General features: G+C 56.5%; 23 protein-coding genes and 1 pseudogene. 6 read left to right on the forward strand and 18 right to left on the reverse strand.

Annotated elements, in window-relative coordinates; translation table 11 throughout:
• Window positions 1-35: 35 nt before the first annotated feature.
• The 7 genes from JFN93_RS12740 to JFN93_RS12770 form a co-directional block, all read right to left on the reverse strand.
• Window positions 36-818, reverse strand: a complete 783-nt coding sequence (locus tag JFN93_RS12740; RefSeq protein ID WP_199384466.1) for a 4Fe-4S dicluster domain-containing protein — start codon at window positions 816-818, stop codon at window positions 36-38.
• Between the two features lie 329 nt (window positions 819-1147).
• The gene (locus tag JFN93_RS12745; RefSeq protein ID WP_199384467.1) at window positions 1148-2179 is read right to left on the reverse strand and encodes a fatty acid desaturase; all 1032 of its coding nucleotides are present in this window, start codon (window positions 2177-2179) and stop codon (window positions 1148-1150) included.
• A 103-nt stretch (window positions 2180-2282) separates the two neighbouring features.
• Window positions 2283-3221 carry an NAD(P)H-binding protein gene (locus JFN93_RS12750; protein WP_199384468.1) on the reverse strand — a complete coding sequence of 313 codons (939 nt, stop codon included), beginning with the start codon at window positions 3219-3221 and terminating at the stop codon, window positions 2283-2285.
• Window positions 3222-3546: 325 nt separating this feature from the next.
• Window positions 3547-3978: a lysozyme inhibitor LprI family protein gene (locus JFN93_RS12755; RefSeq protein ID WP_199384469.1), complete on the reverse strand. Its 432-nt coding sequence runs from the start codon at window positions 3976-3978 to the stop codon at window positions 3547-3549.
• 165 nt (window positions 3979-4143) lie between these two features.
• Window positions 4144-5328 (reverse strand): aldo/keto reductase, encoded by a 1185-nt coding sequence (locus tag JFN93_RS12760; protein ID WP_199384470.1) that lies wholly within the window; start codon window positions 5326-5328, stop codon window positions 4144-4146.
• A gap of 370 nt (window positions 5329-5698) precedes the next feature.
• Complete coding sequence (locus JFN93_RS12765; protein WP_199384471.1) at window positions 5699-5854, reverse strand: hypothetical protein; 156 nt, start codon at window positions 5852-5854, stop codon at window positions 5699-5701.
• Between the two features lie 2 nt (window positions 5855-5856).
• On the reverse strand, window positions 5857-6246 hold the full coding sequence (locus tag JFN93_RS12770; protein ID WP_199384472.1) for a response regulator: 390 nt from the start codon (window positions 6244-6246) through the stop codon (window positions 5857-5859).
• A 322-nt stretch (window positions 6247-6568) separates the two neighbouring features.
• Between JFN93_RS12770 and JFN93_RS12775 the strand changes: the two genes are divergently transcribed.
• The 3 genes from JFN93_RS12775 to JFN93_RS12785 all read left to right on the forward strand — a co-directional run bounded on the left by JFN93_RS12775 (window position 6569) and on the right by JFN93_RS12785 (window position 12731).
• Window positions 6569-9520 (forward strand): hypothetical protein, encoded by a 2952-nt coding sequence (locus JFN93_RS12775; protein ID WP_199384473.1) that lies wholly within the window; start codon window positions 6569-6571, stop codon window positions 9518-9520.
• 241 nt (window positions 9521-9761) lie between these two features.
• Window positions 9762-10784 (forward strand): T6SS immunity protein Tli4 family protein, encoded by a 1023-nt coding sequence (locus tag JFN93_RS12780; RefSeq protein WP_199384474.1) that lies wholly within the window; start codon window positions 9762-9764, stop codon window positions 10782-10784.
• Between the two features lie 123 nt (window positions 10785-10907).
• Complete coding sequence (locus tag JFN93_RS12785) at window positions 10908-12731, forward strand: hypothetical protein (RefSeq protein ID WP_199384475.1); 1824 nt, start codon at window positions 10908-10910, stop codon at window positions 12729-12731.
• Window positions 12732-13177: 446 nt separating this feature from the next.
• Here the strand turns inward: JFN93_RS12785 and JFN93_RS12790 are convergent, their stop codons facing one another.
• Complete coding sequence (locus JFN93_RS12790) at window positions 13178-14197, reverse strand: IS110 family RNA-guided transposase (protein WP_199384476.1); 1020 nt, start codon at window positions 14195-14197, stop codon at window positions 13178-13180.
• Between the two features lie 281 nt (window positions 14198-14478).
• Entirely contained in the window at window positions 14479-15228 is a 750-nt protein-coding gene (locus tag JFN93_RS12795) for a transglutaminase-like domain-containing protein (protein WP_199384477.1), read from the reverse strand.
• 123 nt (window positions 15229-15351) lie between these two features.
• Here JFN93_RS12795 and JFN93_RS25560 point away from each other — a divergent pair.
• The 3 genes and pseudogenes from JFN93_RS25560 to JFN93_RS12805 form a co-directional block, all read left to right on the forward strand.
• Window positions 15352-15654: pseudogene (locus tag JFN93_RS25560) on the forward strand (transposase); the annotation flags it as partial.
• A gap of 186 nt (window positions 15655-15840) precedes the next feature.
• Window positions 15841-16356 (forward strand): hypothetical protein, encoded by a 516-nt coding sequence (locus JFN93_RS25565; RefSeq protein WP_236021710.1) that lies wholly within the window; start codon window positions 15841-15843, stop codon window positions 16354-16356.
• 602 nt (window positions 16357-16958) lie between these two features.
• Window positions 16959-17918 (forward strand): hypothetical protein, encoded by a 960-nt coding sequence (locus tag JFN93_RS12805; RefSeq protein ID WP_199384479.1) that lies wholly within the window; start codon window positions 16959-16961, stop codon window positions 17916-17918.
• Between the two features lie 288 nt (window positions 17919-18206).
• Here the strand turns inward: JFN93_RS12805 and JFN93_RS12810 are convergent, their stop codons facing one another.
• From JFN93_RS12810 to JFN93_RS12850, 9 genes are all read right to left on the reverse strand, one after another.
• Window positions 18207-18974 (reverse strand): rhodanese-like domain-containing protein, encoded by a 768-nt coding sequence (locus JFN93_RS12810; RefSeq protein ID WP_199384480.1) that lies wholly within the window; start codon window positions 18972-18974, stop codon window positions 18207-18209.
• A gap of 1325 nt (window positions 18975-20299) precedes the next feature.
• A complete protein-coding gene (locus JFN93_RS12815) occupies window positions 20300-21058 on the reverse strand; it encodes a sulfite exporter TauE/SafE family protein (RefSeq protein ID WP_199384481.1) in 759 nt (252 codons plus the stop codon).
• A 215-nt stretch (window positions 21059-21273) separates the two neighbouring features.
• Window positions 21274-21987: a class D beta-lactamase gene (gene blaOXA / locus JFN93_RS12820; protein ID WP_236021696.1), complete on the reverse strand. Its 714-nt coding sequence runs from the start codon at window positions 21985-21987 to the stop codon at window positions 21274-21276.
• Between the two features lie 112 nt (window positions 21988-22099).
• Entirely contained in the window at window positions 22100-22618 is a 519-nt protein-coding gene (locus tag JFN93_RS12825; RefSeq protein ID WP_199384483.1) for a cupin domain-containing protein, read from the reverse strand.
• An 11-nt stretch (window positions 22619-22629) separates the two neighbouring features.
• A complete protein-coding gene (locus JFN93_RS12830; RefSeq protein WP_236021697.1) occupies window positions 22630-23304 on the reverse strand; it encodes a YbhB/YbcL family Raf kinase inhibitor-like protein in 675 nt (224 codons plus the stop codon).
• On the reverse strand, window positions 23305-24147 hold the full coding sequence (locus JFN93_RS12835) for a helix-turn-helix transcriptional regulator (RefSeq protein WP_199384484.1): 843 nt from the start codon (window positions 24145-24147) through the stop codon (window positions 23305-23307).
• Between the two features lie 54 nt (window positions 24148-24201).
• A complete protein-coding gene (locus JFN93_RS12840; protein WP_199384485.1) occupies window positions 24202-25131 on the reverse strand; it encodes an REP-associated tyrosine transposase in 930 nt (309 codons plus the stop codon).
• A gap of 258 nt (window positions 25132-25389) precedes the next feature.
• On the reverse strand, window positions 25390-25773 hold the full coding sequence (locus tag JFN93_RS12845; RefSeq protein ID WP_199384486.1) for a hypothetical protein: 384 nt from the start codon (window positions 25771-25773) through the stop codon (window positions 25390-25392).
• Between the two features lie 344 nt (window positions 25774-26117).
• Window positions 26118-26422, reverse strand: a 305-nt coding sequence (locus JFN93_RS12850; protein WP_328753911.1) for a helix-turn-helix domain-containing protein, incomplete at its 5' end; no start/stop codon positions are given.

Consider the following 26422-nt stretch of genomic DNA (forward strand, 5'->3'; position numbering starts at 1 on the left):
TGTGGGTGACTGCAACGCCCGCTTCGGATACCAGGTCAGTGACACTCCTTGCAGCTTTCGGCGACCGCCGCCGTCAGCCGAACCGAGGCGGGAACCGTCTGGCGCGGCGGAATGGTTTTAGTCAGATCGGACCACTTGCGATAGGTGAGCGCGCCGGAGGGACAGGCCTGGACGCACTCGGGGTTCCCGTTGCACAGGGTACACTTGGTGGCCTTGCTCCCTTTGCCGTTGGCCGGACCGGTGAGCGAGATCATCCCCCAGGGGCAGGCCTGCACGCAGATGCCGCACCCCTCGCATTTCTTCACGTCGACCACCCGGGCGTTGACCGGGGCGAGCGCCTCGATCGCGTCGTGGGGGCAGGCCAGCTGGCAGGGAACCGGATGCGGGCACTGCCGGCAGGTGTCCTGGATGGTCCGGAAGTTGCCGAAGTCGCCGTTGCCGGTTTGATACCCGTTCATCCGCACCCCTTCCACGCCGAACTGCACGTTGCGGGCGACCTTCACCCGGGAAATCGAGGGCCGGGCGATCCCTTCGTGGTAGCCGGTGCAGGCGGCCTCGCAGCGCCGGCACCCCGTGCACAGGGTCGGATCGCCGACGACCATCCCCAGCGCGTTGGCGACGTAGATCTTGCGCGGCGCCGCCCCGGCTGCCGCAGAAGTCCCTCCCATGATGCAGAAGGCGGTCACCCCCAGGCTGAACGCACCGGTAGCGATCAGGAAGTCCCTCCTGCTGATGTACTTGTGGATCAGATCCGCAATTTCGCCGGATGACGCCTCTTTGCCCGGATCTTCGGAAACCGCATCACGTGGCTCTTTCATGTGCATCCTCCTTTGGCGCAGGATAAAAATCCGTCTGCCGTTGTCGCCGGCCGGCACCCCGTTTTTCCAAAAAAAGAAAAACAGCGATCCCTGCGGGGCGCCGGATGATGCCGCTTGCGGTGCAACTGGAATTTCTGCCGGGTGGTGTTTTGGTGGGGTAGTGGTGTGGGCTGCTAATGACAAACACTTAAGATAGTCGGATTTTCCGCGTTGTAAACTCCGGGGCGATATTTGGGACCATCACGATGTCGCAGCCCCATGGAAAGGACCACGTCCCGATCGGTACCGCTGCCACCATGTTACCAAAGGTACCAAGGCCCCCCGAGCCGTCACGGGCTCGGTTTTCCCTTCAGCGCCCGGAAGCTCACCATCTCGCGGCGCTTTTCATCGTAGAGGTTGAACCTGACGCATTCAAGACTGGAGGCGATGGTCAGCGGTGGCACGGTCTGCAGCTCCGGGACTTCTTCGTAACATTTCTGCAGGTAATAGTTGGGGATCCCCGGCCGGGCGTGGTGCACGTGATGGAACCCGATGTTGCCGCTCAGCCACTGGAGCATTTTAGGCAACTGGTAAAAGGACGCCCCCTCCAGCGCCGCCCGCCAGGGGTTCCACTCGTTGTGCCGTGCCCAATATACCCCCTGGAACTGGTGCTGGATGTAAAAGAGCCAGACCCCGAAGGTGGCGGCGATAAACAGAATGGGGAGCTGCACCAGGACGTAGGTCTTGAAGCCGATGGTCCAGCCTGCCAGCGCCATTATGACCGCGATGGAAAGGTCGGTGTAGATCACGCTGTGGACGTCCTGCTTGTGCGCTCCCGGGCTGGGCCAGCGGTTGCGCAGCAAAAAGTAGTAGAGCGGACCGATGGTGAACATGATCCACGGGCTTCGGTACACCCGGTACTTCAGCCGCTCCCAGGGCGAAGCGGCCAGGTATTCCTCGACGGTCAGCGTGGTGATGTCACCGAAGCCGCGCCGATCGAGATCGCCGGCGGAGATATGATGTCCGGCATGGCTGCGCCGCCAGTCGTGAAAAGCGGTGAAGGTGAGAACGCCGCAGATGTATCCGATGTTGCGGTTCCAATGGGGCGAGTGCACGAAGCATCCATGGGTGCAGTCATGAAAGAATATGAAGATGCGGACGAAGACCGCCGCAGCCCCCACGGCCAAGCCCAGCGTGATGCCGTACCCATAGCCGGCTTTCACGGTAAACACCATCAGGGTCAAGATGCAGAAATAGAGGATGAGCGTACTGAGGAGTTGCCAGGTAGCGATGCGGTTGTTCGGTTGGGCATACTTGCCGAGCGATTGGTACCAGGCCGGCTTTTCCACGTGCGTGGCGACCAGGACGGGATTGAAAACCATGCTGAGCCCCCTTGAAATCGAGTCGAAATCCGGTCTCCAAGGATAAATCAGAAATCGGTCTTGGAAAAGCCGCCGCCAGGGTCCACGACCACCCTCTCAGGGATCACTTAGGTCCTGTCCCGTCAGGGGTTCCCGGAACCGAGGGAGGTGCCGTCCCCAAGGCCTGTCGGACCGCGTCATCGAAAGCCGTGAGCGGAAACGGCATCAGCATCCTGATCCGGTCGTCCCGGCAGATCACGTCGTTTTTCAACCCCTCGACGAGCGGAACGGCAACGGCCGGGTCGACCGGGGTAACCAGAACCACCCAGTACGAAGAGAGCCATGGGGTCAGGACCGGCACCGGGATCATCAGGGGATCCTTTCCCTGCAGACGGGCAAACCGCTTGATCATGTCGCGGTAGCTCAGGATTTCGGGGCCACCGATGTCAAAGGTCTCACCCGCGGTGCGCTCGTCGCCCAGGCAGCCGAGGAGGTACCGGATGACGTCGTCAACCGCGATCGGCTGGCACCTGGTGTAGACCCACCGGGGCACCACCATGACCGGCAACCGCTCCACCAGCGCCTTGACCATCTCGTAGGAGGCGCTCCCGGGACCGATGATCACCGCCGCCCGCAGCCAGGTCGTCAGGAAACGTCCGCTCCCGAGGATGTTCGCGACTTCGGCACGGCTGGCCAGGTGCTCGGAGAGTCCCGATCCGACATCCCCCAGCCCCCCGAGGTAAATCACCCTGCGCACGCCGGCCCGTTCCGCAGCCGCGGTGAAATTCTCGGCCGATTCCCGATCGCGCCGTTCGAAACCCACCCCACCCGCCATCGAGTGCACCAGGTAATACGCGGTATCGATTCCCGCCACGGCCGCACCGAGAGTCTGTTTCTGCAGGAGATCCCCGGCAGCACGTTCGACCCCCTCCGGCAGTTTTGCCGCGGGGTGCCGGACCAGGCACCGCACCTGATGCCCCTCAGCCACCAAAGCCCGTACCAGTCTGCCCCCGATGAACCCCGTTGCCCCGGTCACCAGCACCTTTCCCGAACCGACCTCCATAGCGCCACCTCACGTGCATGGGCAGAAGCTCGCCCACGATAAATAGTGCCAAGTCTCGCATAAGATGTCACTGGAGCAAGCTCTCGTCCCCCGGCCCGTTCGACAGCCGGAGCAGCCCGAGGGGACATCGGTTACGTGCTGCATCCCCATCGGTCGCCCCCCTCTACAAAACCACACCATTGATGGTTGGGCTACCACGAGAGCAGTCATCCCGGACCGGTCCCCCGCGACCGAATAACTCACGATTTCTCGAGAAAAGAAAAGGGAACGGGCATTTTTCAGCCGGTTCCCTTTAATTCGCCTGGTCAATAAGGAGCGCCTTGGCTTACAGTTCCAGATCGGCCAGGAATCTCTCGAACTGCAGCACACGATTCTTCAGCTGGTCATAGGCAAAGGCATCGAGATTCACCAACTGGGCGGTCCCCCCCTCGGACGGGTCCAAGGCAAACGAGAGATCCCGTTCGGCCTTGGCGTAGGTAAGCCATTGCCTCTGGGCGTTTCTGAGTACCGCCTGCTTTTCCGGCGGCAGTTTCGAAAGCAGCTCCTGATAGACCGCATTGAGACGCTTGTCCATCTTCTTGCTGGCCTCGCCCGCACAATCCCTCAGCTCGAAGGTCACCTCACCCGCCCGCTCGATACAGCTGATGTATGCCGAATCAATGCGCTCGGTCTCCGACGGTTGCGGCGCAGCCTGAACCATCGTCGCCGCAGTGAGCAGAAAAAACGACGTCAGACACCAAACCACCAATGCACGCATGAAAGCCCCTCCCCCGGAGCAGGAATGAATCAAAGCCGATGGAAATGCCGGCAGAAGTCGAAACCGGTTCCGGTCAAGCGGTCCTGCATAGTGGCCGAGAAATATGCAAACAGTGTGGACGAGCTGAAGCTCACGGCAACAAAACGTGCCGACGGCCAGGCGGTGCTACCCGAAGATGCGGTGGGCCCTCTGCATGTTGGCCGCTATGTCCAGCCCCTTCGCGCAACGGGCGACGCATCCGGCGCAGTCCAGACAGGTCGAGGCGGAAGCGGTGCGGGGAAGCTCCCGGTAGGTAGCGGCAGCCAGGGCAGGTTCGCGGTACCCCTCGGCGTACATGAGGGCCCGGTTGACCGTGCCGATCTCCACACCCCGGGGACAGCCCCCTTCGCAGCTGCCGCACAGGCGGCAAAAGCGCGCTTCGACCGCGGCACCGTAGGCAGCGAGGGTTCTCCGATCCGCGGCGGTAAGCGGCAGCCCCATGACGGCGATGTCGTGCCTGAGCTCGGTGAGATCCCTCATGCCGGGAACCGCCAGGGCGACGTGGGGATCCTCGAGCGCCCATTTGAGCGCGGCCTGATGCGGGGAGAGGGAACCGAGCGCCGAGACCGCGTAGCCGCCGGCCTGGGTCTTCATGGCGACGACCCCCATGCCGGTCTGGGCGGCGCGGGCGATGGCCTTGCCGACCGCCGGGTCGCTCTTGAAGTTGTAGGCCACCAGCACCGTGTCGAAGAAGCGGGTCCGGTCATCGGCCAGGGCGTTCACCACGCCGGCGGGGTCCTTGTGCACCGCGGCCCCGAAGAAGCGTACCTTTCCCTGGCGCTTCAGGGTCTCGAACGCCTCGCGCGGTTCGGGGCGGAAGATCCGTTTCGGATCGGCATTGGCATCGAGTTGGATGACGTCGATGTAGTCGGTCTGCAGCGCCTTGAGGCTCGCCTCCACATCCCTCATGATCGCTTCCTTGGTATTTACCTCGGTCTGGATCTTGGTGGCAACGTACACCTTGTCGCGCAATCCCTTGAGCGCCCGCCCCACGATCTCCTCGTTCTTCCCCGACATGTATTTGCGCGAGGTGTTGACGTAGTTGACGCCGTGCTCGAAGGCGATCCGCATCACCTCCGGTTCCGGCGTGAGCATGGCGCCGAAGCCGACGATGCAGACCTTCATGCCGGTGCGCCCCAGGGTCCGGTAGACCGGAGCGGGAAAGGTGAACGCTTCCGGGCGCTCCTGTGCGTACGCCATGGCGGCGTCGGCGAGCACCCTGGTGGCGAGGACGGTGGACGTGGTGCCGACCAGCCCGAGTTTGAGAAATTTTCTCCGGTTCATGCCGCTCCCTTGTTCCCGACGGCTCATGCCACTCCCCCTTGCCGCAAATTGTCCGTTACGCCCCGGCTGCGCAACATACCATGCCCGGTTAGCGGGCATCAATGCAAATCAACCACCATTGCGGTGTCTGGGACATGGGTTTCCCATCCCCAGACGAGAGAAGATCCCTTTTTGCAAGCGGGCTAATTTTTGGTTAGAGCGGCATTCCGGTCGCTGTAGCTGCTTACCCTGTGGGAGCGCCTTTCCAGGCGCGATCGGCGCAGCCGTAAGGCAAAAAAAAAAATCGCGGCCGGAATGCCGCTCCTCCAGCATGAATTTACCCTCACCTGTAGGAGCGGCATTCCGGTCGCGATCAGTTCACCTTGAATGGGGAAGGTAACGGCGGCACTGCCATCCGTCAGCCCACGTCGAGGCTGCGCCCACCGCTGCGGTAGGTCTCCGAGTCCATGACGACGTAGCCGCTGGGGATCCGGCCGCTCGGGATGGCGTCGCCATCGAGACGGTCGGCATAAGAGCTCGCGCCGTTGCTGGCAAAGGTTGCGGAGCGGGTCATCCCTACGTGCCTGAGGGTGAATCGGCTTTTGCCAGCAGGGCCCCCACCGTTCTGGGCAAAATCACGTCGAGATCCTCGTCTTTGGCGATGATGGCATCCATGGAATATTCCAGGCGCAGCGGCGGCGAATCGTCGCCGGTCAAAAGAACGAACGGGACGCTGAAACCGCGCTCGCGCAGGGCGAGGAAAAGCTGAATGCCGTTGATGCTCGGCATATTCAGATCGGAGATGACGATGCGGACCTCGGGATCGGAGGCCAGGATTCCCAGAGCCTCCATGCCGCTGTTGGCCAGGATGATTTCGTACTCCGGCTCCTCCAGGATCATGCCGGTCATCTCGGCGGTAAACGGATCGTCGTCGACGACCAGGACATGGGTTGCGGATGCGCTCATAACACGACTCCCTGTTGTTAGTGAAAGGGCCAAGGACCTTTGTCGCCGGTCGGACCGGTGCTGCTCCGGGTTGCCGCACCGATCCGGAGCTTGGCAGCAGTACAAGGTATAAGGAGTCGGCAGGATTAATAAAAACTTTAGGAGAACCCCCGGGTTAATTGCTCCTTTGAAGTCGGTCCGTGGGATGCCGCAGTCGCCAGTATCTCCTGCCCCAATGACATCAAGCCGCCACCGCGGAAATCGCTTGATCAATGGTTAATTTTTGCTAATCTGTCCACCTTCACCGTGAGGTAGTGAATCTCATGAGACGGAGGGACAGAACATGAACTGGGAACAACATGTGAAAGCCGCGGAATGCCTGCTCTCCTCACCGCAGGTGCCGTCATCGCTGGAAATCATCTCCCTGATCAAGAAGGTCAATCCCACCAGGCTCCCCCTCTCCGAAAGCAAGCGAGAGCGGGGCTACCAGATCAAGAACAGGCTCCAAAACCTGCTCCTGGAGCAGTACGGCGAAGCCTTTTATCTGGTCCCCCACGCGGCAAGCTCAAACATCATCCTGATCAAGCACCGTGCGCTCCCTTCCATCGATGCCTGCCACGCCGAATTGAGCGCCCTTTCCAAAGAGGCGCTCGAAAGTGTCGAAGCTGCGCCACCGCTGCAGCTGGCAACCGAAAGGCCCAAACCGGCCCGCGAAAGGTTGCCCCGGGACACGGCAGCGGATCTTTCGCCCCAGGAGGTCCTCAAGAAGGCGCAGGCCCTCTTGGAAGAGTACGACTATCCTGCGGCGGAGGAGGTGCTGGCAGGGCTTGAGGCCCGCAGTCGCGCCGATCTGCAGGTTCTCGCGCGGGCTGCCTCCATCCTGCTGCACGAGATCGGCGCCTACCAGTGCTGCATCGACACGCTGCTGAGGCAACCCAACGCGCTCCTCAAGGACCGGGGGCTCCGGGAGCTGCTGGCGGTGGCATACCACCGAAACGGTTCCCTTGCCGAAGCGCGCGCCCTCCTGGATAACCTCTACCCGGTCGATCTCGGCCTCGATGCCCTGTGTGCCTATGCCGACATCGCCTTCAAGGACGGCAATATCTCTGCGGCTTGGGGATTGGTAAACATCGCCCGAGGCAAGGAAGGTTTCTGCTCGGAGCTGGTGAGTCTCCAAAAGGATATCGAGCAGGCCCTGTCGGCTCAGGCCGGCCCGGTGGTGCAAAAAGCGCTCGCGGCCTTCGAATCGGGGGATGTGGAACAGGCCAGGAGGCTCGCGGGCGAGGCCCTGGATCTCGACCCGCATTGCCAGGAGGCGCACGCATTGATCGTCTCCATCGAGGCGCGCAACGATGAGGCGCGACGGGTGGAGCTCTGGGCCAGATTGGAAAAAGAACCCGCCGGTGGGGAGCGCATCGTGCTCCTCAATACGCTGCTGGAGCTGGACAAGGACCGCAGTGACACCATCAGGAAGCTCATTGCCGATGAAAAGGTTCAGCAGAGGCGGATGCTCTTCGATGCGCGGCTGGACTCTCTGCGCGAATTGATCCTGAAGCAGTGCTGGTCGGAGGCCTTCGACGCGGTGACCTTCCTGATGCGCCAGCCGGAATTCCCCGAGCGAGCCGAAGAGATTGTCTCCCTCTGCCCGTATTTTTCCGTCCTCTACGGGAACAAGCGGCTTAACAGCACCTCCGACCGGAGTGCCAAAGATCTTTGGCTTCGGTTCGTCAAGGCCAAGCTGGCGCTTGCTGCCGGCAGGGACGAGGCGTGCCTGGAAACCTTCGACGAGCTCAGACCCTGGTTCGGATCCGCGCCGGAGTTCCAAGCCGATCACCTCATGCTGCAGCAACGCGAGCAAACCCGGGCAAGGGCAGAGATCGCCGCCCTCCTCGAACAAACTCGGGCTCCGGAGTGCTCGGAAACTGAGCTGCGCCAGATCCATAGCATCGTCAGGAAACGCATGGCGGTCCTTTCCATCGAGGAGCGCCGCGAGTTGGCGAGCACGATGGAAGAGCACCTCGACGCCCTGCACCGGGAGCAGGACGTCGACAAACTGCTCCGGGAACTCAGGGACGCATTGCAGATCGGCAACCGGGAGAAGGCGGCCTGCCTGCGCCGGGAGATCACCGACCTTCCCGCACTAAAAGCCCTCGATGCAGAATTCGCCCAGGCCTTTCACATCGGTTTCGAGCCTATCTCGCTGGAGATGGTGGACGATCTCCCGGTAGACCTGACCACGCCCCCACCGTTGGGACTTTGTTATGCCTCCGGAGAAACGGTGGTCCTGGAAGACGGCGACGAGGCCTATGTCCTGATCGATTTCGCCGGCGGTACCGCCTGCCGTATTGAATCGCCGGTCTTCGCCAAGGCCTGGCCCGCTGATCACACAAATGAGGAAACGTATCTCTTCGTGGAAGAAAAGGATGACGACCGGGTTGGGGACATGATGTGGCGGGCGGAGATAACCGCCAAGGGAGCGGCATTCACGGCCTGCATTGACATGAGGGAATCGTTTAATCTGGAGGCAGGCTGTTACGTAGAAAACATCAAGTTATCGAGCGAAAAGGATACCGATTATTACGTCTTGATCCAAGACGAAGCTCGGGAGGTTCCGGCAAGGTTGGTACGAAAAAGTCTGGCACCGAAAAAAACCGTCCTGACGCAGCAGATCGGCAACTGCACCGACTTGAAGTTGCAACGCTGGAGTTCCCCGCCGGATCGGTTTCTCGTCAAAAGCGAGGGGGGGCTCAGGCACTTGAACCGGAACCTCTCGACGAAGGCGATCCTGGAGCAGGCCTTGGATGTCTATCAGGTCGACGAGCCTAACTGCCAGGTCTATACCCTGGAAGGCGGTTGGCGCTTGACGCAAAGAGACCTGGACCTGGGGTTTGTACAAGGCTTCGAAAAAGCGCATTGCTTCGGCATGTTCGAGCCCGGCCGGGTTCACGGCATCTCGATTCAGACGGATACCGCCTTGATCGTTCTGGGGGATGGCCAGCAGTCCTTTTACAATCTCAGGACCAATAAATTTTCCAGCAAGGTGAGGGTGGGAAGGGTTATTCCCTCCCGCCGCGACGGCAAGTGGTACTGCTTCGACTACAGCAGAAACGAGGGGAAGCTCAGGTTGCGCGATATCAGCCGGGACATTCATACCAAGCTGCACTGGAAGGAGTTATTCCGTCTCAGGAACCGGGGGAAGGGTGAACTCAAGGGCATGCTTTGGTTCAACGAGCCCGACAATTTCGTCTATCGGCCGAGCCAATGGGAACCGGGCGGGGAGGCCGCCAGGTGGTAGGGCCGCAAGTTCACCACTCCAGGGGACGGTACCTGAGTCCTCAGCAAAGATTCTCTCAATCGGCGAGGACCGTACTGAGCGTATTGGTGTAGACAAGGCGAGCTGGTTTGACCTCGGGCACCAAGATATATTCGGCACAACAGCGGCGCAATCATTCGTTTATGACAGCATCAACAGCCTGGCAAGCGTTTATGTTCAGCAACACACGATCAATAAGTCTTAACAGGCAGGAGGTCTTTAGATGAAGCTAATTTCTGCTCCTATCCTTGTTGCCGTGCTTGTTTTGGGTGGCCTCTTTTTCTCATGTCAAAAGTTAGGTCAGAGCAACCCCAGCGCCAAGGGAGGTACCATTAAAATGAAACTTTATCCGATAGGCAGGTTCTCAATCGGACTGCCGGCTGAAATGAATCTAATAGGCATGTCACATCGAATGCGAGATATAGATATAGTTGCTGTAGAGCACGAAGACGGTAAGAGTCATAGTGAAACACGAACGGACGCTTGGAATTCGAAAGTTGCAGAAATCAAAAAGATCAGACCGATAGCCGGTCATAAATCGCCGATAATAGAGCAGCGTGAGTTCCATAGATTAGGGCAATGGGCAAAAGGTATTCTCTACCATGATTATTGGGACTGTGACAACGAAGCGATGTGGGTGCTATTGGTGGATTACGGCTCCTCGATGGTTTGGTTCAACACTGACGGTGCAATTCTCGAGGAAGAGAACATGGGGAAGGTTGTCCGCAATTTAAATGAAGTGGCGGGGGCATATCACTCAATGCCTGTCGGCTCGAATCCGCAATGGGAAGACTCGTTCTATGTGACAAACGGTGCGATACATCTACCGTATGAATGGGATGAGCATAGTAGCGCCCGTTTCGAGGGACATCCTCTCGATCTGGAAGTCGAGGTCGAAATGAAGACGACCTACATCGATGAGCCCAAAGGTGAAGGTCTCTTCGGCCGCACCGCCGCCGCTATCGCGTCCGGATATATGGCCGGATGGGGAGTGAACGTAAAAAAGATCCGCGCCCAGGAACGTGTGGTCGCTGGACTCAAAGGTGAGGACCAGGTGATCAGGCTCTCCAGTAGATCCGGAAAAGACTATGATTTTACCTGGCGCTTCGCAGGCAGGAAAAATTCCGGCGAGTATCCCGAGATCATGATCAGCATGCGATCCCCCGAAGGAAACCTCGAAGAGAAACTGAAAATCTGGGACGCGATCCTGGACTCGGTCAAGCCCCTCTATAAGGTCAGTCCCTGACCTTCGCACCACCCCACAGCACGATTCTCCCCTCTTTTAACCCTTCCCTTATGGCAGGAGATTTTCGAATAATTCATTCACCGTTTTCGCTCAAATTACCCACACAACAATGCGGAGGTCCACATGAAGCGGCTATCGATTCTTCTCGTGTTTTTCGTTATGGGGTGTGCACAGGGTGCAGCCTCCGAAATGGCAGCTTCGCCCATTCAACGGAGCACCGACCAGACCCGGCTTATGACTTTGCCAAACGACTCCAATCTCGACTCTTCCCCAGTTTTCAAACCTGACGGCAGCGGTTCTGCAGCAGCCGTCACCCGGAAAGGTAAGCACTACGTCCTGTTCCAGGGGGCTGACGCAGCACCGTATGACAAAGTGCGAGATCTCTTTTTCGGTTCCAACTCGTTCAATTTTTTTGCCGAGCGCAACCGGCGTTGGCAGTTGGTTACCGGCAACGTTGCGGGGAAGTCTTTCCTCCGTGCCGAAACCCTCTTTCTTTCCGCCGATGGCAATGACATCTATTGGCTCGGGAGATCCGACGGCAATAACGGTAGCGTCTTGATGCGGAACCAGGATGAATTACTCAGAGGGTTCTGGCTTAACAAGGTGGTCTGGAGCTTCGATAGGCAACATGTAGCCATTGCCGGTTTTATTGAAGGGAAACCGGTACTGGTGGTGGATGGGCATACCGAAAAACTGCCAGCGCCCTCGAACGACTCGGTCTATTTCAGGGAACGCGAACCGTATGTGGATCAAGAAGCGAAGCTTCACTTTATAGCTCGGCACTTCCAGGACGACCGCCACTCAATCGAATTCAACCAGCAAGTAGGCAAATATTACCAGACAACCGGCAATCTGGTTATCAGCCCAGATGGCAGACATATCGCCTACGTTGGCTATAACGAACCAGAGAAGGGTATGGCATTTGTCCGTGACGGGAAAGAAGAAGGAAAAAGCTATGTCGCAGACAATTCCTTCAGGTACACCATCAAGAGTCCAAAATTCAGCGCCGACAGCAAAAGGCTCGCGTACATTTTGCAGTTGGAACGGAACTCCGCCGGAGAATCGACCGGCTCAGAAAGAGGTAATCAGACTTCCTACATGGTGGTCATGGATGGCAAGAAGGGACGGGAATATGGGGAAGTAAACCAAGTAACCTTCAGCCCCGACAGTTCAAAAATCGCTTTTATCGCTACAGACAAAAAGCGCGGTCAATTTGTCGTCATAGATGGCCGGGAGGGCAAACCCTACTCCAGTGTCGCGGACCTTGTCTTCAGCCCGGATAGTAAGCATTTCGCCTACCGCGCCGTCGCTGGCCCATCCTCTTTCATCGTCATAGACGGCGACGTAGGGAAGTCGTTTCACTGGGTAGGGCGGCCGGCCTTCACTTCCGACAGCCGCAGAGTGGTCTATGGTGCACGCGGAGGCATCACCCTTCACGTGGATAAGCAAGGCCTCCCCCTAGGGTACCCGATCACCACCGAGGACGGTGAGCGGGTTCTCAACCTGCAAGTAGATAAACGAGGCCTCACCTACCAGGGCCATGACAAAAGAGAGGAGGTATGGACCAATTCCTCCGGCCTGATCTACACCAAAGGTAACGAGGATGACCTGTTCTGGGTGCGTGAGACGATCAGCCCTGCCACATCAGCGGGCCAAGGCAGCGTTGCGGCGCACAAGAATAAGCCTTCGGAAACCGGAATAGTCACCGTCGGCCAAGCTGCTGATTCAAAGCCTATGCAGCTCAGCTTGGCATTTGCCCAACCGAACGTCGTCACAGGAAACTATGATCAGGTGAATATGACCGTTCTTTTCACCATCAGGCGAAAAGATGGACCCGGGGCGGCCTCTTCAGGAAGAAAAACCGGCGGTGAATATTCAATGTTCTACGAGAAATTCGACCTTCGCAATTCGTTTGACATGGGGTCGATGGAAGATGCCAGGGAATAACCGATGACTAAAGCGGTGAGGCCTGCTCGGTAAGCCCCTTAAGGTGTTCACCCATTAAAGGCTGTCCGTCAAGAGGCAAAAAGGCTCCCTGAAGCTGGAAAAGAGACTTTTCAAGCCCTTCTGTTTTCAGTTATCGCCGTCAGTACCATTGCCGTTATTTCTTTCTTTGCGATGTCAGCCTTCGCTGCATCCAGTCACCCATCAGGATCAAGGCCAGTTGCGGTGATAGAAGTGGCCCCTTCCGCATTTCGCGGTCCAGAAAACCTTCGGTACCATGCCGGGTCCAAATGTTTGTTTCAGGTCTTGTGGTTATTAACCAGCCCCTTGGTGGCTCTCGGCATGGGCAGTAAAGACGAAATAACTGTTATGTAGTGGGTGGAGCGGCTGCCAATCAGGCCTTGTGGTTTTACCAACCCCTATACTGGTTCACCGCTCCAGCCACACTGTTATGTGAATGTCTTGTCTGAGACAAAGATCACTTGGTCTCGCATGACATAGTACGCGGCCCTCGCTAATTTATGTGCCAGCGCTGCATGGGCGACCATGAAATTACTCTTCTTCAATTTGCGATTGTAATAAGCTCTTGCTTTGTCGTCGAAGCGCCTTGCGAATTCTGCAGCTTCCGAGAAAGCCCAGGAGAGGTACTTGTTGCCATTTTTCTTGTTTCCTTTCCCCTTTGTTTTGTCGTTGCTGGTCCATTTCGATGAGACGGCGCGGCAGTATGAGGCATAATTTCCGACTTTCTCAAACCGCTGAATAGGACCAGTCTCCAGCATGATGGTGAGGCCAAGAATTTGTCCTACGCCAGGGACCGTAAGCAGCGTCTTATAGTCTTCTCTCAGTTCCAGCTTCCTTTCGACGAATCTCTCGATGGAGTGAATCTGTCGGGTCAGAAAGTCGATGGATTCTTTGCTGACGCGTCCTGCAAGGGCAAGATCCTCGTTATAGGCAAGTAAAGGATGAACTCGATCCTCTCGTAGCCGTTTAATATCGTTCGTTTTCATCTTCAACCCGCAGTTGCGGGTGATGATGTTCTGAAGACTGATCAGCAGCGACGATCTTAGAGCAACAAGGTGACTCCGTTTCCTGAGCAGGTCACGAATTGGGCGCACCTCTTTCGGGTATACGTAGCCTTCCGGGAGTATGTTGAGCCGTAACATCTCAGCCAGCCAGAAAGCGTCGGACTGATCATCAGCATGTTTAAGGCCCTTGTATTTCTGCATGGCAGAAGGATTCGCCAGGTGTACGGCGTATCCTTCTGCCATCAAGCCGTCGACGAGCCAGTACCAGTTGTAGGTGGACTCGACCACAACGCCCTGAAGCGATCCGCTATAAAGATCAAGGCGCTGAACGATCGTTGCCATGTCGTTGGGCAACTTCTCCTTGAAGATACGCTTGCCTTTGGTATCGATGATTGCCAAATAGCTGTTGGTTGAATGAAGATCGATTCCCGAGTACAGTTTCATTGGGCACCTCCTGAGGTTAAGAGATTGGGGTCTCTTTAACAGCATATCAGGAAGTCATTTGCCTTCCGCCTATGCCAGGAGGTGCCTTTATATGATTATCAGGTCTGGACATGGACAATGACCTGTCAATGTCCAGACCTGACACACAGGACTTGATGGCGATTGTTTTACCGACCTCAAACTTCTGTATCCGCAAACAGCCGTTGCTAAGCAGCAGAAGACCAATCTTTCCTCGGAAAACTTTTCCGCGCCCATCCCGGCAAACAGTTCTGCCGCCTGCACTACAACCGGATCCAAAGGCACATTACGAGATTCCAGGCGACCAGGGTCACCACCAGAATCAGGGCCAGCAAGACTTGGGGCCACTCGAGCAGATACGGTACCCGAAATCGATCGATGGTGCCGTTGGTAACGGATCGCAAAATGAAATAGGCAAACTTCCGGATGTGCGATTTGGTCCAGTTCGCCGTTTTGGTCATTTTGAAATCAAACTCGTAGTAATTTCCCGATGGATACCCGGTTTTAACACCACCACCAACACTGTAGAACTCCACCGCAACTCCCGCCTGCAAGTCCTCAAGACCAATTGGGTTTCTCCGAGCATCAGTGTAGTAAAGCCCGTAAACAGGATCTACAATCAGCCGTCGGTCCTGGAGGTTGACTTCGACCAGACAGTGCTGGGCTCGGCCGGTCTGATGATGCAGCGTTATCTGATAAGCGGGGATACCGAACCTCCTGAGGGCCAGAATGAACAGCCGGGAGGTTCCGGAACAACATCCCCCCTTTTGGATGATGCTGCTGGCCGTCGCCCCGAGCGGACCGAGCAGAGCGGTCAGATAAGGAACATCAGGGGGATGAGGTCTTCTCGCCAATTGATCGGCCAACGCCAAAACCAGTGCGCACGGATCATGAGGCAATGGACCCAAGGTTTCAATGAACCGCCGCAATCGGGCCTGCTCCAGCATCCAGTCGATTCCCAGACCGGCGATTGCCACTCCAACCGCAAGGTGAACGCAGGTATCCGCTGTCATAGGGCGCCTCCTTTCCGGATAAGTCCGTGCTAGATGGTCCAACGATATTTTCCCGGCACATTTAGGGGGACGCCCATGCAATTATGCGTTGCTTTCCCATGGTGATATGGCAATTTTAAGCACATGCCCCGTCAAGCTCGCATAGACACTCCCGGAGCTCTACATCACATCATCTGCCGAGGCATCGAGCGACGAAACATCTTTCTCGCCGATGCCGACCGCGATGCCTTCCTCTTGCGACTGTCCCGGTTACTGGAACGGACGACAACCCGGTGCTTCGCTTGGGCGCTCATCCCCAATCATTTCCACCTCTTGCTGCAAACCGGCACCGTTCCAATCGCGACCATAATGTGCCGGCTTCTGACGGGGTATGCAGTCGATTTTAATCGGCGCCACAATCGTATCGGCCATCTGTTCAATAACCGGTACAAGTCGATTCTTTGTCAAAAAGACGCTTATCTCCTGGAACTGGTTCGATACATCCACCTTAACCCATTGCGAGCCCGCATTGTCCGGAATATGGCCGAATTGAGGGAGTTCCCCTACTGTGGACATGGTGCGCTGGCCTTCGACGTCGCCACCAAGTGGCAAGACACAGAGGAGGTTATGGCAATGTTCAGCGATTTCGAGAGGGACGCCAGGGAGAAATATGAACGTTTCGTTGCCGACGGCATTGCTGCCGGCAAGCAACCTGATCTCATTGGAGGAGGGTTGGTTCGCAGTGCCGGTGGTTGGCATGTTGTGGAAGATGCCCGACGCTGCAACACGTTCTTAAAGAGCGACGAGCGTATTCTTGGTGATAGCGACTTCGTTGAAGCCGTCCTGAAAGTAGCAAATGAACAAATGGAAAGGAGGGCTGCCTACAAAGACAGCCATATTGAACTGGAGCAGATCGCCTACAGGGTGGCGGAGATATTTAAAGTCGACGCCGATCGCGTAATGAAGGCGGGAAAGCATCCAGATATCGTCCAGGCAAGGAGCGTGTTGTGTTTCTGGGCAACTCGTGAACTCGGAATGACGACTACCGCGTTAGGGAAGAGGATCGGTATGAGTCAGCCCGCCGTTAGTCGCGCTGCCGAGCGAGGAGACGAGTTAGTGAAAGAAAACGGCTGGCAGCTTACGGAGTAGCTGAAACGCATAATTGCATGGGCGTCCCCCTGATTTGCCCTTCGGTCTGCTCAGACCGGAAATGCTTCCCCATGGCCTCGTTTGCCATCCGTTGCAGCTCGAATGCCAGGATGTCCTCTTCTCGGATCCCCATAGGCCCACCCCCGAAAGAAAAATTAGACACAAACAATATTATTCAGCGCTCTTCTGTCAAGGCGCGATGGTGGGGGGAGATTACGTTGGCAGGTCCAAGTCCGTTTCTGAACCCCATCGGTACTACTCCGATTCCCTAAGGCAACCGTGAGAAAACCGTCGGGAGCACAACAAGAAAGCCGTACTGGGTGTTGGTCCCAGTACGGCCTTTCTTTCAGATCATCCGGGGTCTTCTGAATGTGAAGCCGCGCCCCAAGGAGTTCCCTGGTCTAGTCGAAGACGGGATGGTACCCATTGCGGCAACTAAATCGTCCTGGATCAATTCTAACGGTTGAAAATGCCTGGTACGAAATCATACTTATCTAAAAGGAGGTGAATTAGCACAGCAGTAGCAATACTTTAATGTATTGATGTAAGCAAAATGGCAATTAAATACACAACACGATGCTCTAATCGATCAGGAGAACGGCATGTACTACTTTAAAAAATCATTGGCAAAAATATCCGTATCTATTATGGGAACGCTGGCACTGCTGATGTTCAGCGTCGCGGCTCGCGCCAGCGCACCGACAGGCGCGATATTCACCACGATTTCTGACGGAACGGAGGTGAACTTCAACCAGTACTTGGACAAAAACGATGTTTATCTCGATGGCGGGCCTGGCCCTGGAGCTCCCGTCACTGCTGCCGGCCTGGACAATGGCACCTACGTTTTCCAGGTGACCGACCCGTCGGGCAAAACGCTTCTCTCCACGGACATTGCCGCTTGCCGTGAATTTGTGGTCACGGGGGGCATTATTACCTCCGTGGTACCTACCGGCTGCCAGCACCTTACCGGAGTCGACCTTAGCAACTCCGCAGTCACCGTGCAGTTGATGCCCTTCCTGGACACGCCGAACAAAGGAGGGGTGTACAAGGTATGGGTAACGAAGGTCGCTGATTTTCTCACCGGTTGTGCCGACCTTGGCGTTGCAGATGGTTTAAGCGTCGTCAACTGCGGCAAAGCCTCGGGTAATTTTCACGGCTTCGTCCCTTCCGATTCAAAGACCGACAACTTCAAGATTCACGTGAAGAGGATCCGCGAGATCGATACCCGTTTTTTCAGTGACCAGGATAACAACGGCATTAAAAGCCCTGGTGAAAACTGGATCGACGGGCTGACGATCACCTGGATCGACCCGCTGCTTGCCAGCAACGTGAAGTATTCCTATGAAAACCTCAGCATCGATGTTCACCACGAAGCCCACGTCGAAGCGGTAGAAGATGGTGTTCACAATATCCAGATCAGCGATCAGCCTGGATGTAACGTCGGGGCGGTGTACGTCGACGGCGTACGGACCCTGGTAGATGGACCGCAGCTGGTCCAGGTTCCGATCAGGGAGAGCTTCAAAGAGGGCACCGTCTTCATCGATGTTGCCTGCCAGCCGTAAACACCCCCCCTTTCCAATGAGATCTGAATCGTACCTGATATAGCCGGAATATGGACCTGGCAAGCCCGAGCATATGATGTTCTCGGGCTTTTCTCAGGTCAAAGGTCTCGGGGAAGCCAGGAGAGCCGAAAGCTTCCCTATCAAGCAAACGATCCCCCCAAACAGCAACGGCAAGGCACTGAAGGTGGCCTTGCCGCTGCTGTTTGGTCCTTCTTTCGCACGGGTGGCTTTGCTCCCCTGAATTCCACCCAGGTTTGGCCCCTGCTGACGTGCGATGGGAAAACTACTCTACAACTGGGACTTCACGACCGGATATCCCGCCTTTTTCCACTCGTCGAAGATCGCCTGGTATATCTTAGGATACGCCAGCTTCATCAGCTTGCGGTACGCCATGTAACTCCTGCCGCCGCTGTTGCAGTAGACGATGATTCCCTTCTCTTTGGGGAGCCCCCCCGATTTAACCGCAAACGACTCGGCAGGAATGTTGATGGCGCCTTCCACGTGCCCCTCGGCAAATTCGAATTCGTCCCGCACATCCACCAGCACGTATTCTCCCTTCTTCTGGGAGAGAACCTCTTTTAAAGTGGCCGCGGACATCATGTTCGTCTGGATCTTCTTTGCGTAATCCGGGCCGGCGACAATCGGCATTCCCTTCTCTTCCCAAACCGGGAACCCCTCGCTGTACAGGAGAATGTTGGTGTAACCCGCCCTCCTGGCCTTCTCGGCGACCTTCTTGCTTTTGCCGCATTTGACCCCGTTACAGTAGAAAACGAGAAGAGCACCCTTGCCCGCGGGAAGGGTCGAGACCACGGCATCGAAATCCTTCTCGCTGATATTCACCGCCTTCCCGATGTGCGCTTCCTGGTACTCCTCCTTGGTCCTGGCATCGATCAGCGTGAATGCCTGCTTCTCATCCAGCATGTCCTTGAGCGCCTGGGTGGACACCGTCCGGAATTCCGCATCTGCGGCCCAAACGGGAACCAAAACTGTCATTACCAGAAATAGGGCGGCGAGGGATGCTGCCAACCTGCCAAAGGGACGGAAAGTGTTCTGCATGGGGCCTCCTGCGTAGGTAGTGAAATCGGCAAAAACGGAAGCCAGATTAGTCCTTATCTTTAGGGCAGTCCAATTGTTATATTTTATAAGAGCAGGCAGAGCTATCGCTATTGATGATACCTCCACCACAGAGGTAGTTTACGATGCCCCGTATCAACGCTTCCAGGTTACGGGAGGCCCACCGGCGTTGCCTCACCCTAACGCTTGTCCCCTCGAGTCAAAAAAGAGGGCGACAAGCCGTAGTTACCGCCCCGTTTCCCGATGCGTGAGTCTCAGCGAGTCGCCTCGACGGCGCCGATATCCCCCTTGGAACCGATGGGGCGGCGGGCACCAAGTTGGTCGAAACTCACCGGGATGACCGTCGTACTCTGTGGCAGGACACCGATGGTGACGTTGCCAAACGGGCCGTTGCTGACGGAGCTCCAGAAATTATCTGCGAGCGAAGCCGTGCCCAGCCGGCCGACACCAGGTGGCGTGCCGGCACGGCCGTATGGAGTTGGGAAGGGTTTTGAGGTGAATACGAGGACGGGGAAATTTTGCCGAGAACAGGGCACGAGATGGTTGCCCGCCACCCAGCAAGCCTTTGAAGGGAAATGTCCTAAAAACAAGAGCGGCAAGGCACCGTGGATGGCCTTGCCGCTTCTGTTTTGGTCTCTCTCTTCGAAAGGTGCAGACCCGTACGGACCAAGTTCTGGAAAAAACCGGATGGAAACCGAGTCACCGGCAAGGAGGGGGAGGATTTCTAATGAGCTGATGCGCCTGTTGTGATTTCAGCAGGTTACCAAAAAAATCCGACCGATTTTTGCAAAATCCGACGGATTTTTGAAAAATTTGATTGATTTTGCATGAAATCCGTCGGATTCGGAGCCGAATCTGTTCAATTTGAAGGCAAATCCGTCGTTTTTTACCGGTTTTGACTGGTCATTTAATTAAAATAGCGCGATCTAAGGGTGAAATTCGATTGATTTTGGAAAAAATCCGACGGATTTGAAGCAAAATCGATCGGATTCGATCTCAAATCCATCGGATTCGCATTGAGATCGATCGGATTCGGATCGAAATCGGTTGGATTGGGAGGGAGATTTTACGGGTTTGCGTATTCCGTGGCAAGTCGGCCACTGATTCCCGTGACACCGGTACCAGGTCTACACGGCCTGTTACCCAAAAGGCGTCCGTCAGCAAATCCGGTAGAAACCTGCACTCGACGACGGTTGCTCCCGCGGTACTTCGTGAGTTGCACTCGTGCCAGGATTGTGGAATTTGGATTGAGCAACAGTCTGTGTAGACCCGGTATAAGGAAAATTCCGTTCGGCCGTTTATGCTATTTAACGCACGAACAACCAGATGGAGAGGACTCCGCCCACGATGACCACGAACGTCCGCAGCCCCTTCTCCGATACGCGGTGCATCAGGTAACCGCCGATGACCCCGCCGCCGATCCCTCCCGCCCCCAGGGCCAAGACGGCCCACCAGTTGATCTGACTCGAGAAGGCGAAGATGGCGACCGCCGAGGCATTCATTGCCATGGCCAGGAAATTCTTGTTGGCCGCCGCGCCGCGGATGGCAACTCCGGCCATGGTCAGGGCTGCCAGCATCAAAAAGCCGATCCCGCCGCCGAAGTACCCGCCATAGACCGCGATCAGCGCCTGGGCGCCGAGCAGTATCCAGGGAGGAGTGTGACCGGTGGCCTGCAGCGGTTTCTTTCGAAAGCTCCCCCAGGCGAAGACGGAGGTGGCGAACAGCACCAGCCAGGGAACCAGGTGGGCGAAGACGCTCACCGGCGTGTTGAGCAGCAGGAAGGCCCCGCCGATGCCTCCGATGATGCTGACGATGAAGATGTGCCGAAACCTTACCGGGCCAACGTCGGTTAAGAGGGAGCGGCCGGCAAGGGCCGCGGTGATCTGCATCGGGAAAAGGGCGATGGTCGAGGTCATGTTCGCCGCCAGCGGGTTGAGCCCCACGAGTAGCAGCGCGGGAAAAGTGATGAAGGAACCGCCGCCCGCCAGGGTGTTTTGCGTACCCGCCCAAAGACCGGCAGCGAATATGATGAGCATGGAGTTTAAATCGATGGGTGCGACGTGCATGCGGCCTTCCTTCTCATTAATGAAGAGCGCACACCCTAGCAGAATTGCCGCATCGGTTCAAGCGGTGAGACGGAAAAGCGAAAGCGGCAAGACACCTTAGGCCCTTGCCGCTTCCGTTTTAGTCCCGTTTGTCGAGGCCTTCCTCGTGTTCCAACCCTCTTTGATGTCAAGATTCAAGACCCCGAGGACTTCGAAACGGTTTGATAATGGCTGATTTATAGTATCCCCTTCGACTTCAGCGCCTCCATGACGATCTTCTGCCGCAACCCGGCATCCGCCGGTTTGGAGATATCCATGTTCAGTGCAAAGAGCCAGACGTTTCCCTTTGTCTCCAGATAGCCCACGTACCAGCCGATCTGTGGCGCGGTGGTCGCGCCGAAATTGGCCCAACCGGTCTTGACGTGCACGGTGTACGTCGGTGTCTGCTCGACGATCATGATCCGCTTGAGGACATCATAGGATGCGGGTTTGAAGGGGAATTCCCTGCGGTAGAGCCTTTTTAGGAAGGCGATCTGTTCCAGGGCGCTGATCCGGAGGTCTCCCTCCAGCCAGAAGGTGGTGAGGACCGGCGTCGGTCGGGCGTTGCCATAGCCGATCCGGGTGAGATAGCTTTCATACCTGGCAGTGCCGATGCGCTGGGCCAGTTCCTGGTAAACCCAGACGCATGAGGATTTGAAGGCGCTTTCCACGGTCTGATCCTTGTTCCAGACCGCTATGCTTCTCACTTTGCCATCCCATTTCAGTACCTGTGTCTCATCGGCAATGGCACCTTCTTCAAGCGCAATCAGGGTATTGGGGATCTTGAAGGTGGAGGCGGGGAGCATCCGGGTGGCGGCGCGGGTGTCATTGTGGCTGTAAGTGGTTGTGCCGTCTAACGATGAGATGACAATCGTTCCCTGAATGTTCTTCTCGTTAAACAGTCGGGCCATGCCTGCGTCTTCGGCGAATGCGGGGGATGTAAGGGTGAACAGGAAGAGTGCCAGCATTAAGAGTATATTTGGCATCGTGAGCCTCTTTTGTCAGGTTCGAGTATTGGTTGAATCAGTCTGCCCGGCAGTTTTTCCTCTTCAACATCTCCGCCGACCATTTCTCCGCGACACATTCCTCCCCCAGGTAGTAATCGACTTTTGCATCGCTTTTGAACACCTCAAGGGAAGGGAGAATGGCTATCTTCCCCGAATCCGGGTACTCGCAGACGTCGATGCCGGTTGTCGTTCGGATATCGAGATAGATACAGGGAGTATCCCCATGGTTATAGAGCTGGTGGGCACCGGTGGCCCCTTCTTCGAAAAAAACGAGATCTCCTTGACCGACCTTTTGGAACCCCTCCGGGGTACGGAGGGTCGCCTCGCCGGAGATGATCTGGAACAATTCTTCCGCAGCGCGGTGGAAATGGTACGGAAACGAGAATTTTCCCGGTTCCAGCGACCTTATGTCGAACTGGAGATGCTTCGAACCCGCGATTTTGCCCAGGTGCGGGCTGGTCTGCCAGGAAAATGCTGATAGCCCGGCCTCCTTGGTCTCAAACGGGATGTCGTCCATCTTGAATGTTCTGGGCATGATCTTTCTCCTTATCTCCCGTAGTAGGCGGTCAAAGATGCGGAAGCCAGTTTGTCCGCGTTTAGAAAGAAACCGACCATTGCAGCCGAGGCGTCACTGTCCAGCGGGATCATGTCCGTCTTCAGGGCAAAAACGGTATAGATATAGCGGTGGGGGCTGTTCCCGACCGGGGGGCATGCCCCTCCGTAGCCGGGCTTGCCGAAATCGGTGCGGCTCTGGATGCTTCCGTTCGGCGCCTTGCCGCTCGAAGGATTGCCGGCGTCTTTCGCCAGGCCCGCAGCAGTTGATGGAATGTTGAAGATCACCCAGTGCCACCAGCCGCTGCCGGTGGGGGCATCGGGATCATAGACAGTGACGGCGAAGCTCTTCGTTCCCGCAGGCGCCGAGCGCCACACCAGCGCCGGGGATTTGTTTCCCCCGTTGCACCCGAAACCGGCAAACACCTGCTCTTCGGCCATGCTGCCGCCGTCTTTCACCTGCGGGCTGGTCAGCAAAAACTCCTCCGCATGTACGGCACCCGTCATCACCAGAACTGTCATAAGCAAAATCATCACTGTTTTCATCGGCATCTTCTTTCTCCCGTGTTCATCAATGAGTGACCGAATATTGCTCAGTCCATGGGAGTATCTTAGCAAATCAGAACAAAGACGAATGTCCGCAAACGGCCAGATTTTGACCCGTTTCATTCATACTGCACGAATGTCGGTGGGGGTCAGGCCGAACCGCTTCTTGAAATTGGCGGTGAAACGTGACGTGGACTGGTATCCGCAATCGGATGCAATCCGGTTCACCGGCTGGCCGGTTCCCAGCAATCGTGACAAGGCGGCGCTCAGGCGCACATCCTGAAGGAGTTCCCTGAAGCCGGTATGCTCCTGAACGAGGTGGCGTCTCAGGCTGCTTTCGCTCGTGCCAAGCCGCTGACAGACCTCATCCAACGCCCACTCGCGGCAGAGATCGGAGGAGAGGATGGCGCGAACCTTTTGACTCCACATCTCCTGCGTCAGCAGAAACGAGAAAAGTCGCGGATCCTGTTCGAGCAACACGAGCAGGATTTCCATCAGGCGATGCTCCACAAGACGCGGGCTCGAAGGCGTCTCAAGGTAGTGCATAACCGTTGTCAGCAGGGTCTTCTCCACATCGAATCTGAGGACTCCCACCTGTTCGATACGGGGTGGTACGGTGATCGCGTGGGCGTTGCCCAGGGTGGCGAGGTGCTCGTGGCGAAACGGGATGACGAGCGCGAAGTAGCGGCGCAGCTGCGGATCCGGTTCGTTGCGCAGGTCGAAGCTTGCCGGAGCCGGAACGGCAATAAGCTGGCCGGCGTCGCAGGTGACCGTGCCGCCGGGGTCCAAGATGACCTTTCTCCCGCTCAGAACAAGGATCAGGCAGGGGGTATAAAAGGGTACATGCCTGATGGAAAGTGCTCTTTTGCAGGAAACAAAGCAGATCTCCTTCAGATCGGCCAAGCCGGCGTCGTCCACCGACCTCAAGCGAAGGGAATCGACGAGTTGCAGTAAATCGTTCATCATTCAGGGCTCCATGACACCCACTCCTGCAGTCCTGCAGTACCAGGCCTACACATTTTACAGGGCTAGGGCTAACCGTCTCTCTACCAGCTCAACCTTCTCCCGCAAAATCATTTCTCTCTCGACCCTCATCCTAAACCGTTTGCTAGACTGAGTCACTCCTGACAGCGAAAGTTCGAAATATGCACCTATTTCCTTAAGCGACAAGCCGGAATAGCAATGACTGATAAAGATTGCTGCCTTCCTCGCCGTCCCAGGCTCCGATGAGAACACCTCGGCCGCTACCGAGTGAATCAACTCAGGTGACAGATTTCGATCCCCACCCCGGACCGTCGGTAAGTCTCGATCCATTTTCCTCTCCCAGACATGCTCCTCGAGAATTTCCTGAACGAACTTTTCCCGCCCCAAGATCCCGAAATGATCCGCATTGCCAAGCGGGGACGCTACTTTCTTCTCCATCATCTCGTGGACAAACTTTCGGTAAGCAGCTCGATCGCAGAAGTAGCCCAGAATGAAGCTGGTCGTCAGCCACGCAGGACAGTCTGCAGGGTCAAGGTACCCGTGGAAGCTACTCCAGGGGTAATCTTCCGGCAAAGCAACCATATCAGCGCGAACCGGGTTGAGATGGATGTAACGTGACAGCTCCGTGGCATAGGAGTCTGCCTCGACCAGGACAGCCTGAAACCGGCCTTGGAACAGATGGCCAACCCGTTTCCGTTTCACGTTGAAATAATTGGCGTAAGCCTGGTTGATGTGATGCATTACCTGGGAGAGGTTGCCGAGAGGTGTCTGTAGAAGCAGATGGTAGTGGTTTGTCATCAGGCAGTAAGCGTGGATGACAGCGAGGTACCTTTCATTGCTGGATTGTAGGCAGGAAAGGAATTTGCGGCGGTCGCCGACATTTCTGAAAATGTCATGACGCTCATTGCCGCGACCGGTGACATGATAGAAAGCATCAGGATACTCGATGCGAAGCGGACGGGCCACACCCTCACCTCCGCCAAAGGGAATAACGGCGGAGGCAAGGTTACCAGCGTTTTGTCAAATGTGTAGGCCTGGTACAGGGGAAGTCGGTTTCACCCTGCCCTCCCAAATCAAACCGGACGTGCAGTTTTCCCGCATCCGCCTTTCCGATGTTCTTCACCGTGAAGCATGGGGGCAAGGGGAGGGTTTTTGCCGGGGATGGATCTTAAAATCTTAACAGCGTTACTCGGGAGTCCCGTGGGTTACCCCCCCGGAAGCGAGTCAGTAGGAAGGTGGAATTACGAACTCGCCGCTGATCCACCGATTGCGGCGTTCGTTGTTCCCTAACCGCCTGATGATTGTCTTTATAATACGTATCCGCGCCAGCGATATTATCATCATCTTGCGATCATTTTTTGCACGCGCTTCCTCAAGAAGCGAGTACTGCAGTTGAAGGCAATCATCGGATGCATCAACGAAATCGCTTTCTTCGCAATCCTCACTTTCCATGAGGGATTCGATCACTTGCGAGCAGAACACGAGTTGAGCCGTGGCAAAAAGACTTTTGTCATCGTCCTTGTTTTCCCACTGAAAGTGCTTCTTCATTGCCTCGCTCGTGAGCAGCTGCAGTTCCATTAAAAAGATATTCTCCTCACTGATCCCCATAAGACCACCTCCCGGAAAACGACTGGAATGCGCATCTGGGAAACCTTGGATCGTCTCTGATCTGCCTACCATCGTAGCAAGCCGGGCAAGAATACCCGCCATCACCTTATTGTCAAATAGGACTGTGCCTGATCCCAAGTTTAGCCAAAGCCTTGCTGCTCTCGACGCATCACCTGAGGAACGGATAGGGGAACAAAGGCAGGAACACAAAGGCCGGCGTCAGGCTGGCAACGTTGCAATCTCCGAAAGGGCTCGTTTCAACCCCTCGAGCTTTTCCGCCAAAGAGGCCTCCGATTTGATTCGCCACAGCATCCTGTGGGATAACGGCAACACAAAGGCCGGGGTCAGGCTTGCAACGTTTCAATCTCCGAAAGGGCTCGTTTCAACCCCGCCAGCTTTTCGGCCAAAGAGGCATCCAATTTAACTCGTCGCAGCAACCTGTTGACCGCTGAGCTAAGAGTTGAAACATCACGACCAACCTTTTTTCCTAAGTCCGTTAGGGTTTCATTGCTCATTTCGAGCACGGCCCAAGCTGCCAGGCTTCTGGCCTCGCCAGACCGGAAATCCCTCCCTCCTGCGTTCAATTCGCCCGCTTCAAGATTACAAATCTGTTCAACAGTCTCGATTATGGTTTGGAGATCAGGCGTCG

The organism is Geomesophilobacter sediminis (assembly GCF_016458275.1).
Taxonomy (GTDB): domain Bacteria; phylum Desulfobacterota; class Desulfuromonadia; order Geobacterales; family Geobacteraceae; genus Geomesophilobacter; species Geomesophilobacter sediminis.

Coding starts and splice junctions, on each gene's coding strand:
- JFN93_RS12740 (WP_199384466.1), bottom strand. CDS start 818: ATGAAAGAGCCACGTGATGCGGTTTCCGAAGATCCGGGCAAAGAGGCG.
- JFN93_RS12745 (WP_199384467.1), bottom strand. CDS start 2,179: ATGGTTTTCAATCCCGTCCTGGTCGCCACGCACGTGGAAAAGCCGGCC.
- JFN93_RS12750 (WP_199384468.1), bottom strand. CDS start 3,221: ATGGAGGTCGGTTCGGGAAAGGTGCTGGTGACCGGGGCAACGGGGTTC.
- JFN93_RS12755 (WP_199384469.1), bottom strand. CDS start 3,978: ATGCGTGCATTGGTGGTTTGGTGTCTGACGTCGTTTTTTCTGCTCACT.
- JFN93_RS12760 (WP_199384470.1), bottom strand. CDS start 5,328: ATGAGCCGTCGGGAACAAGGGAGCGGCATGAACCGGAGAAAATTTCTC.
- JFN93_RS12765 (WP_199384471.1), bottom strand. CDS start 5,854: ATGACCCGCTCCGCAACCTTTGCCAGCAACGGCGCGAGCTCTTATGCC.
- JFN93_RS12770 (WP_199384472.1), bottom strand. CDS start 6,246: ATGAGCGCATCCGCAACCCATGTCCTGGTCGTCGACGACGATCCGTTT.
- JFN93_RS12775 (WP_199384473.1), top strand. CDS start 6,569: ATGAACTGGGAACAACATGTGAAAGCCGCGGAATGCCTGCTCTCCTCA.
- JFN93_RS12780 (WP_199384474.1), top strand. CDS start 9,762: ATGAAGCTAATTTCTGCTCCTATCCTTGTTGCCGTGCTTGTTTTGGGT.
- JFN93_RS12785 (WP_199384475.1), top strand. CDS start 10,908: ATGAAGCGGCTATCGATTCTTCTCGTGTTTTTCGTTATGGGGTGTGCA.
- JFN93_RS12790 (WP_199384476.1), bottom strand. CDS start 14,197: ATGAAACTGTACTCGGGAATCGATCTTCATTCAACCAACAGCTATTTG.
- JFN93_RS12795 (WP_199384477.1), bottom strand. CDS start 15,228: ATGACAGCGGATACCTGCGTTCACCTTGCGGTTGGAGTGGCAATCGCC.
- JFN93_RS25565 (WP_236021710.1), top strand. CDS start 15,841: ATGTTCAGCGATTTCGAGAGGGACGCCAGGGAGAAATATGAACGTTTC.
- JFN93_RS12805 (WP_199384479.1), top strand. CDS start 16,959: ATGTACTACTTTAAAAAATCATTGGCAAAAATATCCGTATCTATTATG.
- JFN93_RS12810 (WP_199384480.1), bottom strand. CDS start 18,974: ATGCAGAACACTTTCCGTCCCTTTGGCAGGTTGGCAGCATCCCTCGCC.
- JFN93_RS12815 (WP_199384481.1), bottom strand. CDS start 21,058: ATGCACGTCGCACCCATCGATTTAAACTCCATGCTCATCATATTCGCT.
- blaOXA (WP_236021696.1), bottom strand. CDS start 21,987: ATGGCCCGACTGTTTAACGAGAAGAACATTCAGGGAACGATTGTCATC.
- JFN93_RS12825 (WP_199384483.1), bottom strand. CDS start 22,618: ATGCCCAGAACATTCAAGATGGACGACATCCCGTTTGAGACCAAGGAG.
- JFN93_RS12830 (WP_236021697.1), bottom strand. CDS start 23,304: ATGAAACGGGTCAAAATCTGGCCGTTTGCGGACATTCGTCTTTGTTCT.
- JFN93_RS12835 (WP_199384484.1), bottom strand. CDS start 24,147: ATGATGAACGATTTACTGCAACTCGTCGATTCCCTTCGCTTGAGGTCG.
- JFN93_RS12845 (WP_199384486.1), bottom strand. CDS start 25,773: ATGGGGATCAGTGAGGAGAATATCTTTTTAATGGAACTGCAGCTGCTC.